15 protein-coding genes and 1 tRNA gene are annotated in these 15949 nt (G+C 64.9%); 5 read left to right on the forward strand and 11 right to left on the reverse strand.

What is annotated here, in order from left to right:
• Nucleotides 1-33: 33 nt before the first annotated feature.
• From BG023_RS09770 to BG023_RS09785, 4 genes are all read right to left on the reverse strand, one after another.
• Complete coding sequence (locus BG023_RS09770) at nt 34-1398, reverse strand: pyruvate dehydrogenase complex E1 component subunit beta (protein ID WP_069310279.1); 1365 nt, start codon at nt 1396-1398, stop codon at nt 34-36.
• 3 nt (nt 1399-1401) lie between these two features.
• Nucleotides 1402-2469, reverse strand: a complete 1068-nt coding sequence (gene pdhA, locus BG023_RS09775; RefSeq protein ID WP_069310280.1) for a pyruvate dehydrogenase (acetyl-transferring) E1 component subunit alpha — start codon at nt 2467-2469, stop codon at nt 1402-1404.
• A 146-nt stretch (nt 2470-2615) separates the two neighbouring features.
• Nucleotides 2616-2918 (reverse strand): FtsB family cell division protein, encoded by a 303-nt coding sequence (locus tag BG023_RS09780; protein ID WP_069310281.1) that lies wholly within the window; start codon nt 2916-2918, stop codon nt 2616-2618.
• 105 nt (nt 2919-3023) lie between these two features.
• Entirely contained in the window at nt 3024-4193 is a 1170-nt protein-coding gene (locus BG023_RS09785; protein ID WP_069310282.1) for an acyl-CoA dehydrogenase family protein, read from the reverse strand.
• Nucleotides 4194-4338: 145 nt separating this feature from the next.
• Here BG023_RS09785 and BG023_RS09790 point away from each other — a divergent pair, with 145 nt between their 5' ends.
• Both BG023_RS09790 and BG023_RS09795 read left to right on the forward strand, forming a co-directional pair.
• On the forward strand, nt 4339-5256 hold the full coding sequence (locus tag BG023_RS09790) for a haloalkane dehalogenase (protein ID WP_069310283.1): 918 nt from the start codon (nt 4339-4341) through the stop codon (nt 5254-5256).
• Nucleotides 5253-6458, forward strand: coding sequence for an MFS transporter (locus BG023_RS09795; RefSeq protein ID WP_069310284.1), 1206 nt, complete (start codon nt 5253-5255; stop codon nt 6456-6458). Before BG023_RS09790 ends, BG023_RS09795 begins: the two co-directional genes overlap by 4 nt.
• 10 nt (nt 6459-6468) lie before the next feature.
• On the opposite strand, the gene BG023_RS09800 is transcribed toward BG023_RS09795, so the two are convergent.
• The 4 genes from BG023_RS09800 to grxC form a co-directional block, all read right to left on the reverse strand.
• Nucleotides 6469-6545 (reverse strand) — tRNA-Arg (locus tag BG023_RS09800).
• Nucleotides 6546-6578: 33 nt separating this feature from the next.
• Nucleotides 6579-7046: a DUF1178 family protein gene (locus BG023_RS09805; protein WP_069310285.1), complete on the reverse strand. Its 468-nt coding sequence runs from the start codon at nt 7044-7046 to the stop codon at nt 6579-6581.
• Between the two features lie 6 nt (nt 7047-7052).
• Nucleotides 7053-7874, reverse strand: coding sequence for a carbon-nitrogen hydrolase family protein (locus BG023_RS09810; RefSeq protein ID WP_069310286.1), 822 nt, complete (start codon nt 7872-7874; stop codon nt 7053-7055).
• Nucleotides 7874-8137: a glutaredoxin 3 gene (gene grxC, locus BG023_RS09815; protein ID WP_069310287.1), complete on the reverse strand. Its 264-nt coding sequence runs from the start codon at nt 8135-8137 to the stop codon at nt 7874-7876. Before grxC ends, BG023_RS09810 begins: the two co-directional genes overlap by 1 nt.
• 153 nt (nt 8138-8290) lie before the next feature.
• Here grxC and BG023_RS09820 point away from each other — a divergent pair, with 153 nt between their 5' ends.
• On the forward strand, nt 8291-8776 hold the full coding sequence (locus BG023_RS09820; protein ID WP_069310288.1) for an Hsp20 family protein: 486 nt from the start codon (nt 8291-8293) through the stop codon (nt 8774-8776).
• A 397-nt stretch (nt 8777-9173) separates the two neighbouring features.
• On the opposite strand, the gene BG023_RS09825 is transcribed toward BG023_RS09820, so the two are convergent.
• The 3 genes from BG023_RS09825 to tpiA all read right to left on the reverse strand — a co-directional run bounded on the left by BG023_RS09825 (nt 9174) and on the right by tpiA (nt 12221).
• Complete coding sequence (locus tag BG023_RS09825; protein WP_069310289.1) at nt 9174-10811, reverse strand: CTP synthase; 1638 nt, start codon at nt 10809-10811, stop codon at nt 9174-9176.
• Nucleotides 10812-10930: 119 nt separating this feature from the next.
• Entirely contained in the window at nt 10931-11326 is a 396-nt protein-coding gene (gene secG, locus BG023_RS09830; RefSeq protein WP_069310290.1) for a preprotein translocase subunit SecG, read from the reverse strand.
• 121 nt (nt 11327-11447) lie between these two features.
• The gene (tpiA, locus tag BG023_RS09835; protein WP_069310291.1) at nt 11448-12221 is read right to left on the reverse strand and encodes a triose-phosphate isomerase; all 774 of its coding nucleotides are present in this window, start codon (nt 12219-12221) and stop codon (nt 11448-11450) included.
• 242 nt (nt 12222-12463) lie between these two features.
• On the opposite strand from tpiA, the gene BG023_RS09840 reads away from it, so the two are divergent.
• Both BG023_RS09840 and trpE read left to right on the forward strand, forming a co-directional pair.
• Nucleotides 12464-14398 (forward strand): peptidylprolyl isomerase, encoded by a 1935-nt coding sequence (locus BG023_RS09840; RefSeq protein WP_069310292.1) that lies wholly within the window; start codon nt 12464-12466, stop codon nt 14396-14398.
• Nucleotides 14399-14416: 18 nt separating this feature from the next.
• Nucleotides 14417-15949: an anthranilate synthase component I family protein gene (gene trpE / locus BG023_RS09845; protein ID WP_442956765.1), complete on the forward strand. Its 1533-nt coding sequence runs from the start codon at nt 14417-14419 to the stop codon at nt 15947-15949.

Below are 15949 nucleotides of genomic sequence, written 5' to 3' on the forward strand. Positions count from 1 at the left end.
CCGGTTGCCTCATGTGGCAACCGGCGCGTTTGCTTATCCGGCGTAGCAGACCTTGCGCGCAGCTTCGGCAATGCGCTTGGCATCGATCAGCGCGAGCTTTTCGAGGTTGGCAGCATAGGGCAGCGGCACATCCTCGTTGCACACCCGCAGCACCGGCGCATCGAGGTGGTCAAAGCCTTCCTCCATGCAGATGGTGATGATCTCGGATGCGATCGAGCAAGTCGGCCAGCCTTCTTCGGCCACGATCAACCGGTTGGTCTTGGCAAGGCTCTTGAGCACCGTGTCCTTGTCGAGCGGACGCAGGGTGCGAAGATCGATCACTTCGGCATCGATCCCCTCGCCCGCCAGCGTCTCGGCCGCTTCCAGCGCGAGGCCGACTCCGATCGAATAGCTGACGATGGTGACGTCCTTGCCCTCGCGCATGATCCGCGCCTTGCCGATCGGCAGCACGTAATCCTCGACATCGGGCACATCGAAGCTGCGGCCATAGACCAGCTCGTTTTCGAGGAAGACCACCGGATCTTCCGAACGGATCGCGGCCTTCATCAAGCCCTTGGCATCGGCCGCATCATAGGGTGCGATGACGATCAGGCCGGGCACGCTGGCGTACCACGGACCGTAGTTCTGGCTATGCTGCGCGCCGACGCGTGAGGCGGCGCCATTGGGGCCGCGGAACACGATCGGACAGCGCATCTGGCCGCCCGACATGTAGTTGGTCTTAGCAGCCGAGTTGATGATGTGATCGATCGCCTGCATCGCGAAGTTGAAGGTCATGAACTCGACGATCGGACGCAAGCCCCCCATCGCCGCGCCCGCACCGATCCCGGCAAAGCCATATTCGGTGATCGGCGTATCGATCACGCGCTTGGGGCCGAATTCGGCGAGCAACCCTTGCGTGACCTTGTAGGCGCCCTGATACTCGGCGACTTCCTCACCCATCACGAAGACGCGGCGGTCGCGGCGCATTTCCTCGGCCATCGCATCGCGCAGTGCCTCGCGCACCGTGGTGCTGACCATCGCGGTACCGGCAGGGATCGCCGGATCGGCAACGGGCGCCGAACGAACCGGGGCTTCGACCTTGGCGGCGGGAGCGGGCGCAGGAGCAGCCACGGCAGCGGCAGGTTCCGGCGCTGCGGCGGCAGGTGAAGCAACGTCGCCCTCGCCCGCGATCAACGCGATCACCGCGCCCACTGCAACATCCTCGGTTCCGGCGGGCACGAGGATCTTCTCGAGCACGCCTTCGTCGATCGCCTCGAATTCCATCGTCGCCTTGTCGGTCTCGATTTCGGCGATGATGTCGCCCGGCTCGATCCGGTCGCCTTCTGCCTTGAGCCACTTGGCGAGCGTACCCTGCTCCATCGTCGGGGAAAGCGCCGGCATCTTCAGTTCAATACCCATGGCTCAATACTCCTCCACCAGCACATCGGTGTAGAGTTCACCTGCTGCAGGTTCGGGCGAGGTTTCGGCAAAATCGGCCGAGGCGGCGACTTCGGCGCGGATCGCCTTGTCGATGGCCTTCAACTCGTCCTCGGTCTTGCCCGCCTCGATCAGGGTCTTCTTGAGGCCCTCGATCGGATCGTGGTGATCGCGCTGTTCCTGGACTTCCTCGCGGGTGCGGTACTTGGCCGGGTCGGACATCGAGTGGCCGCGATAACGGTAGGTGTTGCACTCCATCAGCACCGGCCCCTTGCCGGCGCGCACATGGGCAAAGGCGACTTCGGCAGCGGCGCGCACTTCGAGCACGTCCATGCCGTTCACTTCCATGCCCGGAATGCGGAACGCGGTGCCGCGGCGGTAGAAGCGCGTTTCCGCCGAAGACCGCTTGGACGCAGTGCCCATCGCGTACTGGTTGTCCTCGACCACGAACACGATCGGCAGGTTCCACAAGGCGGCCATGTTGAAGGTCTCGTAGACCTGCCCCTGGTTCGCCGCACCGTCGCCGAAATAGGCGAGGCACAGACCCCCATCCTCGTTGTACTGGTGCGCGAGCGCAAGGCCCCCGCCGAGCGCCACCTGCGCGCCGACGATGCCGTGCCCGCCATAGAATTTGTGCTCGGTCGAGAACATGTGCATCGACCCGCCCTTGCCCTTCGAGATTCCGGCTTCGCGGCCCGTGAGCTCGGCCATGATCACCTTGGGATCGATCCCGTAGGCAAGCATGTGGCCGTGATCGCGGTAGCCGGTGATGACACTGTCACGCTCCGGATCGAGTGCCGATTGCAGGCCGATCGCGACCGCTTCCTGCCCGATATAGAGGTGACAGAAACCGCCGATCAGGCCGAGGCCGTAAAGCTGGCCGACCTTCTCCTCGAAGCGGCGGATCAGCAGCATCTGGCGGTAGAATTCCATCATCTCCGCCTCGGTGGCGGCATAGCGCTTCTTCGCTTCGAAGGCGTCCTGCAACGAATGCAGGATGAAATCGCTATCGTCCGCAGCCTTGGCGGACGGTTTCGCGGGCTGTTTGGCCAAGATCAATCCCTCTCTCTGGCGCGCTCATGGGGAGGAGAAGCGCATGAGAGTTCTATAGGCAGTCAGACCCCACCCGCGCAACGCCAAGCCGTAGCGGAAGCCGCGCCCGCATACGAAATCAGGATGATGTGAAATTTTCGGTTAGTTCACTCGTCTTCGAGTGTAACAACCACTTCGTCTTCGCGCATCACGCCGAGCTGTTCGCGCACAAGCTCGCTCGCAAGGTCGGGATCGGCGGCCTGCGGATCGAGCAACATCACCCGATTCCGAAGCGCATCGCGTTGCTGGGTGAGGCGCGCAATTTCTGCCTCGCGCTGTTTGAGCGCGGTGCTGTTCTCGCTCCAGGCAAGCAGGCCGGTCGGGCCAGCCACGGCAAACCCGCCGAGCAGCACCAGCGCCAGCAGCGCAAGATTGCGCTTGAGCCTGCCATCCGGTCCGACGTTTCGCATTACTGAGCCTGTTCCCCTTGTCGCATGATCGACAGAATCACACTTGCCGCGTCGCTGCAAGGGTCTTGCGCTGCGCCGCGCACAATTCCGTGTCGCCCGCGCGGATCAATAGCTGCGCGGCAGGCCCAGAACGTGCTCGGCGAGATAGGACAGGATGAGGTTGGTCGAGATCGGCGCCACGGTATAAAGCCGCGCCTCGCGGAACTTGCGCTCGACGTCGTATTCCTCGGCAAAACCGAAACCGCCAAATGTCTGGACGCACATATCCGCGGCCGCCCAGCTGGCTTCGGACGCGAGGAGCTTTGCCATATTGGCTTCTTCGCCCGGATTGCCGCCTTCATCGTAAACCCGAGCGGCGTGGTGCACCATCAGCTCGGCGGCGCGCATCTGGGCATAGCAGCGCGCGATCGGGAACTGCACGCCCTGGTTCTGCCCGATGGGGCGGGCGAACACGCTGCGGTCCTTGGCATAGCCGGTCGCCTTCTCGATGAACCATTTGGCATCGCCAATGCACTCGGCAGCGATCAGGATGCGCTCGGCATTCATTCCGGAGAGAATATAGCGGAAGCCCTTGCCCTCTTCACCCACCAACGCCGAGGCGGGGATGCGCAGATCATCGAAAAACACCTCGCAGGACGAGTGATTCATCATCGTGCGGATCGGCTTGACCGTCATGCCGTTTTTCAGCGCGGCCTGCATATCGACGAGGAAAATCGAGAGGCCTTCGGTCTTGCTGGCCGCTTCCTCGCGCGGGGTGGTGCGGGCGAGCAGCAGCATCAGATCGGAATATTCGGCGCGGCTGGTCCAGATCTTCTGGCCGTTGATGACATAGTGATCGCCATCACGCACCGCGCGGGTCTTGAGGCTCAGGGTGTCAGTGCCGCTGGTCGGCTCGCTCACCCCGAACGCCTGCAAACGAAGCTCTCCGCTCGCGATGCGCGGCAGGTAGGCCGCCTTCTGCTCGGGTGAGCCATACCGCAGCAGCGTGTTCATGATGTACATTTGTGCGTGAGCGGATGAGCCGTTGCACCCGCTTGCCTGGATTTCCTCCATGATCACGCAAGCCGCCTCAAGGCTGAGGCCGCTGCCGCCGTGTTCGGTAGGGATCAGCGCGGCCAGAAAGCCCGCCTTGGTCAGCGCGTCGACGAATTCCGCCGGATATTCGCGCACGGCGTCCTTGGCCCGCCAGTATTCGCCGGGAAACCCGTCACACAGCGCACGCACCGCACGGCGGATTTCGGCGAGTTCCTCGGGCTCGTGAGCGGGTTTGGACACGCATTTCCTCCTGTTGGCGGCGGGTGACTTGCCTGCTCGCGCTCCCCAAGTCCACCTCACCAATTTGGGTGCTTTCGGACAAGACACGGATCATGGCAATCCCGTTTCGATCTGCTACTGACCAACCATCGAGGGAGGACCATCCATGAAGATCATCACCCATGACCCCGCCCGCTTTGCCGACCTGCCGGGCTACCCCTTTGCCGAGAACTGGCTGACGATCGACCTTGGCGATGGCCTCGCGGCGAAGATGCATTACCTTGACGAAGGTCCGAAGGTTGCCCCGCCGCTGCTCCTGTTTCACGGCGAGCCTTCGTGGTCCTACCTCTATCGCAAGATGATCCCGCTGCTCGTCGATGCAGGGTTTCGCTGCCTCGCGCCCGATCTCATCGGGTTCGGCAAGAGCGACAAGCCGGATGATCAGGGCTTCTACACCTACGCCCGCCACGTCGACTGGCTGAGGCAATGGCGCGATGCCGTGGTGCCGCAACAAGCCGGGTTGTTCTGCCAGGACTGGGGCGGGCTGCTCGGCCTGCGGATGGTCGGGCAGGAACCCGAACGCTTCGCCTTCGTCGTCGCCAGCAACACCTTTCTGCCGACCGGCGGGGGCAAAGCTTCGCCCGGTTTCCTCGCATGGCGCGAATTCGCCCGCTCCTCGCCCGATTTCAAGATCGGCGGAATCATGGATCGCGGCTGCCAATCGGAGCTCTCGCCGGCCGAAGTCGCCGCCTATGACGCGCCCTTCCCCGACGAACCCAGCAAGGCCGGCGCGCGGGCCTTCCCGCAGCTGGTGCCGGTCGAGGATGGCATGGACGGCGTTGCCGACAATATCGCAGCGTGGGAGGGGCTTGCGGGTTTCGACAAGCCCTTCCTGACGCTGTTCGGCGAGGATGATCCGGTGCTGGGCATGGCCGGCCCGCTGCTCGCAAAACGCATCAAGGGGGCGGAAGGACAGCCCCATGCGATGCTGGCGAAGTGCGGCCACTTCAGCCAGGAAGATCGCCCTTCGGAACTGGCGCAAGGTGTCATCGACATGGCAAGGCTGGCGGGCTTCCTCGCTTGAACGACCCCGCGCCTCCCCTTGCCTATCTCACCCGCGCGCAGGAATGGGCGCTGGCGGTGACGATCGCGGTCGTCACTGCCAATGCCTATTATATCCATCCGATCATTGGCGAGGTGGCGCGCGCCTTCGGCGTGGGCGAGGCCGAGATCGGTCTGGTGCCCGCGCTCAACCAGCTGGCGCTGGCGCTTGGTATCCTGCTGCTGCTGCCGCTGGGGGACTTCTATTCCAACCGCACCCTGTGCCTAATCTTTGTCGCCGGGCAGACGCTGTGCCTTGGCGGCATGGTGATTGCGCCGGATTTCGTCCTGTTCACCGCCGCTTCCACCCTGCTCGGTTTCTTCACCATCGCGCCCTATCTGATCCCCGCCTTCGCCTCGAAACGCGTCGCGCCTGAACGGCTTGGGCAAGTGACCGCGCAGCTCACCGCAGGCGTGATTTTCGGAATCCTCGTGGCGCGCATGGGGGCAGGCATCATTGCCGAGCACGCCGACTGGCACACCGTGTATATCTGTGCGCTGGCGATCATGACGGCGGTAACCGCCTTTCTACCGATCGCGATGCGAAGCGAAGGCACTGCACTCAAGCAGCCCGCCACCGGGTATGGCGCGCTGATAGCGTCGGTCTTCACGCTCGCCGCGCGCTATCCGGACATGCGGATTTCGGCGGCGATCCAGGGTCTGAACTTCGCAATCTTCACCGCCAGCTGGCTGGCGCTGGCGCTGCATCTGACCAGCCCCGCGCTGGGCTATGGCACGGATGATGTCGGCTATCTCGCCGGGGTGGCAGCGATCAGCATTTTCACCACGCCGCGCCTTGGTCGCTGGGCGGACAAGGTCGGCCCGCGCAAGGCCCGGCTGGTGGCGGCCGTGGTGCAGTTTGCAGGGGTAGCGCTCTACTACCCCTTGGGCTTCGGCATCTGGAGTGTTCTGGTGCCGTTGCTGCTGACCAATATGGTCGGCCCGACCGTGGACGTGACCGGGCGGATGACGCTGTTCACTCTCGCCCCCGATATCCGCACCCGGCTGACCACATCCTACATCGTAACAATGTTCGTAGGCGGCGCGATCGGCAGCGCCGCTGGCACCTCAATATACGACCTGGGCGGCTGGGCGGCGACATGTGCGCTGCTGCTGGCGATGTCGGGCGGCGTGGTCGCCCTGTCGCTGCTGGCAGAGCGGCGCTGGGCGGCGAGCAAAGCCTGACCTGGGGGAATGGTGACCCCGGCGCGATTCGAACGCGCGGCCCTCAGATTAGGAATCTGATGCTCTATCCTGCTGAGCTACGGGGTCCCGCGGCGATCAATAGCAGCGCGGGCTTTCCAATCAATTGAGTTTGTCGGGCGGCGCCACCGGGAACGGCAGCGGGGCAACCGGCAGGCCTTCCTCGATCATTGCCTTGGCTTCGGCGAGGCTCGCCTGCCCGTGGATAGGCGCCTCCTCGCGCTCGCCATAGTGCATCTTGCGGGTTTCCTCGGCGAACTTGTCGCCGACCCAGGTCGAGTTCTTCAGCGCTTCGGCCTGTGCCTTGGCCAGCGCAGCGAGCGCCTTCTGCATCTCGGGCGGCATGGGCGTATTGGCGAGCTGCTGTGTTGCAGCGGCAGGGGCAGAAGCTGGCTTGCTGTTGCCCTTGGCCGGAACCGCAGGGGCCATCGGTGCCTTGCTGATCTCGCCCGAACCGCAGTTCGGACAGACGAGGAGACCACGTGCGCGCTGGTCCTCGAAATCTCCCGAGGAGCCGAACCAGCCTTCGAAGCGGTGGCCGTGGGTGCAGGCAAGGTCGAAAACGATCATGGCAGGTCAGGATTTGGGGATTGCGCGGCGGTTGGTAAGAGAAGGCACCTGCGCGCGGACTTCGGCAATGCGGGCAAGATCGATGTCGCAGAAGCCGAGGCCCGCCGCTTCCCCGCCCATGTCGAGCAGCACCTCGCCCCACGGATCGACGACAAGACTGTGGCCATAGGTGGCGCGCCCATCCTCATGCTCGCCGACCTGCGCGGCGGCGATGACAAAGGCGCTCGCCTCGATCGCGCGGGCGCGCAGCATGACGTGCCAATGCGCAGCGCCGGTGGGTTTGGTAAAGGCCGCCGGCACCGCGATCGCATCGCAGCGCCGATCGCCCAATGCGCCGAACAGCGCGGGAAAGCGCAGGTCATAGCACACCGTCAGCCCGAGCCGCCCGACAGGGGTGTCATCAATGCTGACCACCGCGCGCCCCGCCTCGTAAGCGTTGCTCTCCCGCCAGCTCTCCCCGCTTGCGAGATCGACATCGAACATGTGCATCTTGTCATAGGTGACCGGCGCGCTCGCCCCAGGCGCAAACAGCATCGAGCGGTTGGCGTTCTTCCCGCCGCCTGCCGCCACTGCCATCGATCCCAGTGCAATCGTAACGCCGGTATCGCGCGCCAGATTGGCCAGCATCGGCACGAAGGGCGAGGCGTCCTGCGGCACGATATGCGCCGCCGCCCGCGCGCGGTTGCGATCCAGCAGTAGCGACATTTCCGGTGTGAACAGCATTTCAGCCCCACCATCGCGCGCGGCGACAACGGCATCGCGGATCACCGCGAAATTGTGCGCCGGGTCGATGCCCGAACACATTTGCAGAAGCGCGATTTTCGGCATCAGCCCGCCAGCAGCGCGTCGAGCTTGCCTTCGCGCTCGAGCGCGGCGAGTTCGTCCGAACCGCCCACGTGCACATCGCCGATGAAGATCTGCGGCACTGTCACCGCATCGGGAGCGCGGGCGAGCATTTCGGCGCGCTTGGCCCCGCCCAGCGTGATGTCATATTCGGTAAAGACAGCGCCCTTCTCGGTCAGCAGGCGCTTGGCGCGCACGCAGAAGGGGCAGGCAAATTTGGTGTAAATGTCGATCTGAGGCGCAGCCATCATGTCCCTCTTGAAAGCGCGTGTGTCGCAACCAGATAAGCACAGTCGCCGCGTTTCGCCAGCCTTGGGAAACGGGAACGGCGGCAAAGCGGGTGCTGCATCCGGCAGGCCCGCAACACGAACCAAATTGCTCATGTGAAGAGGATTTGCGCTATGTCCCGTTTCGATTTCACCCCCTATCGCCGCTCGACCGTGGGCTTTGATCGCCTGTTCGACCTGCTCGAAAACCAGGCGCGGCTCAACGCCGGCGACAATTATCCCCCGTTCAACATCTCGCGCCGCGGCGAGGACAATTACCGCATCACCCTCGCGGTGGCGGGCTTCCGTCCGACCGACATCGACATCACCGCTCAGCAGAACCTGCTCGTCGTGCAAGGGCGCAAGCGCGAGGAGATCGAGGATGGTTCGGAGCTGATCCACCTCGGCATCGCCAACCGCGGGTTTGAGCGCCGCTTTGAACTCGCCGATTTCGTGCGGGTCGAGCGCGCCGATCTGGCCGACGGCCTGCTGATCATCGATCTGGTGCGCGAAGTCCCCGATGCGATGAAGCCGCGCAAGATCGCGATCGGCGGCACCGCGCAGCTTTCGGCCGTGCCCTCGCCCAGCGAGGATGACGACAAGGCCGCCAGCGCCGCGTGAGGCGCGCCAAACCCAAACCAAAATTCGAATGAAAAGGGGCGGATCGTGAGATCCGCCCCTTGCGACTTGCGCCGCCCTGTCTGGTCCTATCCGTCCGGGTCGCAGAAGACGGACAAAACCGGACAAGCTCTTGTGCAGGTACCGAGGGTAAATCGTCCTTTCGGAACGACCTTCCGCCTATCATCAGGAGCCGGGAAAAAGCCCTAGCTCCGGGTTCCTACCAAAGCCTGAAACACGCCATGCGCATAAGGCGAATTGGCAAGAACTGGCAAGCGCAATTTCCAAAGCTTGTAAGGAAGCGACAGGAAAAGTCCCGTTGCGGAAACAAAGGATTGCGAGCCGTCGTTAGCCAGCGCCCGGCGGCCTGCACAACCTGCCGAAACCCCGGCTGAAAACCCTAGACGAGTCGCGACTGTTCGAGCGCGGCAGCGATGAAACCGGCGAACAGCGGATGTGGGTCGAAGGGGCGTGATTTCAGCTCCGGATGGAACTGCACGCCAACAAACCACGGGTGGTCGGGCCGTTCGACGATTTCGGGCAGAAGCCCATCAGGCGACATGCCTGCGAAGATCAGTCCCTGCTTCTCCAGCGGCTCGATGAAGGCGCTATTGACCTCGTATCGGTGACGGTGGCGCTCAGAAATCAGCTCCGCGCCGCCATAGATGCGCGAGGTGTGGCTGTTGGGGCTGAGCTTGGCCGGATAGGCGCCCAAACGCATCGTGCCGCCCAGATCGCCGCCCTCGGCACGCTGCTGGAGGCCTTCCTTGCTCATCCATTCCGAGATGATGCCCACCACCGGCGTATCGGTCGGGCCGAATTCAGTCGAGGACGCCTTGTCGAAACCGGCCGCGCGCGCGCCTTCGATACAGGCCATCTGCATGCCCAGACAAATGCCGAAGAACGGCACATCGCGCTCGCGAGCAAAGCGCACGCTGGCAATCTTGCCCTCGCTGCCACGCTCGCCGAAGCCGCCGGGCACCAGAATGCCGTGCATCGGCTCAAGCGCCGAGACGATCGCCGAACTGTCATCGGATTCGAAGATTTCGGCATCGATCCACTTGATGTTGACCCGCACCCGGTTCGCGAGCCCGCCATGAACCAGCGCCTCGTTGAGGCTCTTGTAGGCATCGGGCAGGCCGACATACTTGCCCACCACCGCGATCGTGACTTCGCCTTCAGGGTTGAAGTAGCGGTCGGTCACGTCGTTCCAGGCCGACATATCGGGCTCGGGCGCGTCTGTGATGCCGAAGGCGCGCAGCACTTCGCGGTCGAGTCCTTCGGCGTGATATTGCTGCGGCACCGAATAGATCGAGGGCGCATCCAGTGCCTGAATCACCGCCTCGGTCCGCACGTTGCAGAACTGGGCGATCTTGCGGCGGTCGCCTTCGGGGATCGGATGTTCGGCGCGACAGAGAAGGATGTCGGGCTTGATGCCGAGGCTCGCCAGCTCGCGCACCGAGTGCTGGGTCGGCTTGGTCTTCAGCTCGCCCGCGGCCTTGATGTACGGCACCAGAGTCACGTGGACGCTGACAGTCTGGAACGGCTCAAGCTCGTTACGAAGCTGGCGGATCGCTTCCATGAAGGGCAGCGATTCGATGTCGCCCACCGTCCCGCCGATTTCGCACAGGATGAAATCATGGTCGCCCTGATCGGCGAGCGCGAATTCCTTGATCGCGTCGGTCACGTGCGGGATCACCTGCACGGTCGCGCCAAGATAATCGCCGCGGCGCTCCTTGGCGATGATGTCGCGGTAGATGCGGCCCGACGTGATGTTGTCGCTCTGGCGCGAAGAGACGCCGGTGAAGCGCTCATAGTGGCCGAGATCGAGGTCGGTTTCCGCCCCGTCGTCAGTCACATAGACCTCGCCGTGCTGATAGGGGCTCATCGTGCCCGGATCGACGTTGAGATAGGGATCAAACTTGCGGATGCGGACCTTGTAGCCACGCGCCTGCAACAGGCTCGCCAATGAGGCTGCCATGAGACCTTTGCCGAGCGAGGAGACCACGCCGCCGGTGATAAAAATGAACCGCGCCATGGGATTCGGGCCTTAAGCAAACAGGGGGATTCGGGGCAAGCACTTTGCGGGCGAGAATGCCTCGCCATCCACAATGCTCTGCAATCGGAAGCCGGATAGCGCCCTATCCGGCGGCGGTATTACTCGGCGAGCGGGTCCCCGCCGGCAGGAGCCGCAGGCGCGGTCTGTGCCGGAGCGGCCGGCACAGGCGTAGCCGGCAATGCAGGGCCGGCGGCCGGGTCAGCCAGCGGATCGAGCGGCGCCGGGGCTGCGCGGTCAAGCGTGGTGGTCACGCCGTCCACCTTGCCTTCGCGCACGGCGAGCGCGGCGAGCAGGATCGACATTGCGACAAAGACAATCGCCAGCCACTTGGTCGCACGGGTCAGGAAATCTGCCGCCCCGCGCGCGCCGAAAGCACCGCCGGGATTGCTGCCGATCCCCAGCCCGCCCCCTTCGGAGCGCTGCATCAGGACAACGCCGACCAGCGCAGCGGCCACGATGGCCTGGATCACGGTGAGGAAGATAAACAGCGACATGAAGCAATCTCGGCAAAAGGGCGCAGCCGCGCCCGGATGAAAAATCTGGGGGCCATGTAGGGCGATCACCGCCGCGCGGCAAGTGCGCGCGGCCTCGGCTCGCCCTGCGGCGGCAGAGCTGTCAGACTTCGAACGGCTCGCTTGCGGCGAGCGCGATGCCCATGAAGCTGTCCGCCGTCAGGCTCGCCCCGCCAACCAGCGCACCGCCGACGTCGGGCACGGCGAAGATTTCCGCAGCGTTCTCAGGCTTGACCGAGCCACCATAGAGGATCCGCACTTCAGCGCCCTGCTCTTCGCCGAACAGATCGACCAGCAGCTTGCGGATAGCGCCGTGCATCTCGGCTATATCCCCGGTAGTCGCGGCCGTGCCGGTGCCGATCGCCCAGATCGGTTCGTAAGCGATGGTGAGCCGCTCGGCGATGTCGCCCGGCAGATCGGCGAGCGCGGGCAGCGATGCGGTCAGCTGCTCGGTCACGAAGGCGATGGCCTTGCCCGATTCGCGCGTTTCCGCGCTCTCGCCGCAGCACATGATGACGCGCAGGCCCGCAGCAAAGGCGGCTTCGGCCTTTGCGCGCACCAGCGCGTCGGTCTCGTTGTGGCCTGTGCGCCTTTCGCTATGCCCGAGGATCACGAACTTCGCGCCCGCATCGGCGATCATCGCGGCGGAGATATCGCCGGTGTAGGCACCGCCATCGGCATGATGGCAATCCTGCGCGCCGACGGCGATCTGTTCGGCTTCGCGGTGGATCGGGTGAATCAGCGTGTAAGGCGGCGCGAGCGCCACCTCCACCTTCATGTGACGCTGGGCGGCGCGGTCGATTGCACGCGCTTCGGAGAGCATCGCGCGGGTGCCGTGCATCTTCCAGTTTCCGACAATATAGGGTCGGCGGGTCATGGGTTCGTCCTGCACTGTGTAAATTGAGAGGCTTAGCAAGCCCGGATCGCGATTCTGTTGCCGCTGTAGTGGTCCGGGGCCGCGTCCGCTAGCCGAGGACGTTCCACTAGTCAAAACGCATGGGAACCTGTTGCCGCCGGGACGCAGGGACTATAAAGCCGCCAGCGCCGCGCCCCTTGCGGCGAACCTGCGGGATGCCTGCCGTCCCGCCATCAGCCAGCCTCGGGTGGGTCAGACACGCAATGATTTCGTTTTTTCGCCGGTTTTTCCAGTCGAAGATCGGTTTGCCGATCGTTCTTGCGTTCCTTGCGCTGATGGCGCTGGCCTTCGCGGCTTCGGATATCACCGGATCGACCTTCGGCGGCGTGTCCAGCTCCGATCGCGCCGCCGTCGTAGGCGGCGAGGGAATTCCGCTGTCGGATGTGTCGATGGCCGCCAACACCGCGCTTGATCAGGTGCGTCAGCAGAACCCCACGCTGACCATGCCCGAGTTCGTGCAGGAAGGCGGGCTGGACGAGGTGATCCGCCAGCTGATCGATCGCTATGCGATTGGTGCCTATGGGGAGAAATACGGCCTGCGCGCGGGCGAGAACCTGGTGAACAGCGAGATCCTCCAGATCGACGCTTTCCGCGGGCTGACTGGCGAGTTCGATGTCCAGGCCTACCAGGCGGCGCTGCGCCAGCGGGGCCTGAGCGATGCCATCTTCCGCCGCGATCTTACCGACGGACTGATCGAGCAGCAATTGCTCAAGCCTGCCATCGCCGCGCCGGTTCTGCCCGAAAAGATCGCGCGTCAATATGCTTCGCTCGTGCTCGAACGACGCAAGGGCGAGATCGTGCTGATCCCCAGCACCGCCTTCGCCCCGGCTGGCAACCCGACCGAGGCGCAACTGACCGCCTGGTACAATGACAACCGCACCCAGTTCATCCGCCCCGAACGGCGCACGCTGCGCTTTGCGGTGTTCGGCAATGATACCCTGAAGGTCAACGACACCCCGACCGCAGCCGAAATCACCGCCCGCTACAAGCGTGACGCGGTGAAGTATCAGGCGAGCGAGCGCCGTGCGCTGACCAGCTTCGTGGTGCCGACACAGGATGCCGCCAAGGCGCTCGCCGCCCGCATCCGCGGTGGTGTCTCGCTGGAAGCGGCCGCGCGCGAAGCCGGGTTCACTGCCTCCAAGACCGAACTGCAAAGCCGCGAAGCACTGTCCGGTTCGACCAGCTTTGCCTTTGCCGAAGCCGCCTTCAAGGCCGCGCAGGGCGGCATCGTCGAGCCCGCGCAAGGCACGCTCGGCTGGTATGTCGCGCGGGTCGACCAGATCGAACGCATCCCGGCGCGCAGCCTTGCGCAGGCGACGGCTGAAATCGCCGCCGCCCTCAAGGCCGAGAAGCGCAGCACCGCTGTGGCCGACATGACCGCCGAAATCGAAAGCGAAATCGATGGCGGCACCGCGCTTGCCGAAGTCGCCAAGGCCTATGGTCTGAAGGTCGAAACCACGCCCGCGCTGCTCGCCAATGGTCAGGCCTTCGGCCAGCCCGGCGTGCAGATCGTCCCGCAGCTGGTGCCGGTGCTCACCACCGCGTTCCAGATGGAAGAGAGCGAGCCCCAGTTGGCCGAAATCGTACCGGGTCAGCAGTTCGTGATCTTCGAAGTCGCGCGCGTCGATGAAGCCTCCGCTCCTCCCCTGGCAGAAGTGCGCGCCGCCGCGCTTGACGGCTGGAAGCGCGCGCAGGGTGCCACCCTCGCCCGTGCCGCAGCGGACCGCATCACCGCCAAGCTGCGCGCCAAGACGCCGGTCGAAGCCGCCATGGCTGCCGAAAAGCGCCCCGGTATCGAACGCGACGTGATCGATCTTGAACGCCGCGAGCTGCTTGCCAACCGGCGGGGCGCCCTCCCGCCTCCGCTTGTGCTGCTGTTCAGCATGGCCGAAGGCTCGGTCAAGGTGCTCGAGGCGCCGCGCAATCTCGGATGGTATGTCGTGAGCCTGCAGGACATCAGCACCAGCCCGGTCGAGAGCGAGCCCGGTCTTGTCCAGCAGGCGCGCCAGCAGCTGAGCCCGGCGCTGGCCGACGAGTATCGCCGTCAGGCCACCGCCGCGATGCGCGCGGAGCTGGGCGTGACCAAGAACGACGAAGCCATCGCGACGCTCCGCAAGCAGCTCACCGGCGCGCAGTGACGCAGGTCTGATCGCTTCGTGACCACCGCCGTTCCGCCCGCAGGCCTGCCCGAAAACGCCGCCGCTGCCGTCCAGGCGCTTGCCGCAGGGCGTCCGGCGCTGGTGTGGCGGCGGATCATTGCCGACAGTGACACGCCGGTGGGTGCGGCGCGGCGGCTGATCGTGCCGGGGCGCGGCGATTTCCTGCTCGAATCGGTCGAAGGCGGCGAAGTGCGCGGGCGTTACAGCCTGTTGGGGCTCGACCCCGATCTGGTGTTCCGCGCGAAGGGCGACACGGCGGAGATCAACCAAAATTGGAAGCTCGACCGCGAAACCTTCAGCCCCTGCGCGGGCGATGCCCTTTCCGCCCTGCGCGATCTCGCGGCGACGTGCCGGGTCGATCCCATGCCCGAAGGCCTGCCGCCCGCCCTCGCCTGCCTTGTAGGCTATCTCGGCTACGAAACCATCGGTCTGGTCGAAACCCTGCCGCGCGCGCCCGACAGCGCGCTTGAACTGCCCGACATGCTGTTCGTGCGCCCCACGGTGATCCTGGTGTTCGACGGGCTGACCAATGTGCTCTTCGCCATCGCGCCGATCTGGGAAGCGAGCGATCCGGCCGCCGCAGTCGAACGCGCGGGCGAGCGGATCGATGCGACGCTCAGCCAGCTCGGCACGGCGCTGCCTGCCGTAGCGGCCGAGGACGTGCCTTCCGCCCTGCCCGATCTTGTGCCGGTGATCGCGCCCGACGATTACAAGGCGATGGCGTTGAAGGCGAAGGACTACATCCTTGCAGGCGACATCTTCCAGGTGGTGCTGGCCCAGCGCTTTACCGCGCCCTTCACCCTGCCCCCGCTGGCGCTTTACCGCGCGCTGCGGCGGGTGAATCCCTCGCCTTTCCTCTACTTCCTCGATCTGCCGGGCTTTGCGCTGGTCGGCTCCTCGCCCGAAATCCTCGTGCGGGTGCGAGAGGGCGAAGTCACCATCCGCCCCATCGCCGGAACGCGTCCACGCGGCGCCACCCGCGACGAGGACATCGCGAACGAAGCCAGCCTGCTCGCCGATCCCAAGGAGCGCGCCGAGCATCTGATGCTGCTTGATCTCGGGCGCAATGACGTGGGCCGCGTAGCAGCGGCGGGGACGGTCGAAGTCACCGACAGCTTCACCATCGAACGTTACAGCCACGTGATGCACATCGTCAGCAATGTCGTGGGCGAGCTTGATCCGTCGAAGGATGCGCTCGACGCGCTGTTCGCAGGCTTCCCGGCGGGAACGGTCTCCGGTGCGCCGAAAATCCGCGCCTGCGAAATCATTGCCGAACTGGAGCCCGAAACGCGCGGGGCCTATGCCGGGGGCGTGGGCTATTTCGCGCCCGACGGCAGCCTCGATAGCTGCATCGTGCTGCGAACCGCGGTGGTGAAGGACGGGGTGATGCACGTGCAGGCGGGCGCCGGCATCGTTGCCGACAGCGACCCTGATTACGAGCTCGCCGAATGCCGCGCCAAGTCCGGCGCGCTGATCGCCGCCGCACGCGAGGCGGTGCGCGTGGCGGGCGAACCGGGGTATGGCCAGTGA

The organism is Porphyrobacter sp. LM 6, from assembly GCF_001720465.1.
Taxonomy (GTDB): domain Bacteria; phylum Pseudomonadota; class Alphaproteobacteria; order Sphingomonadales; family Sphingomonadaceae; genus Erythrobacter.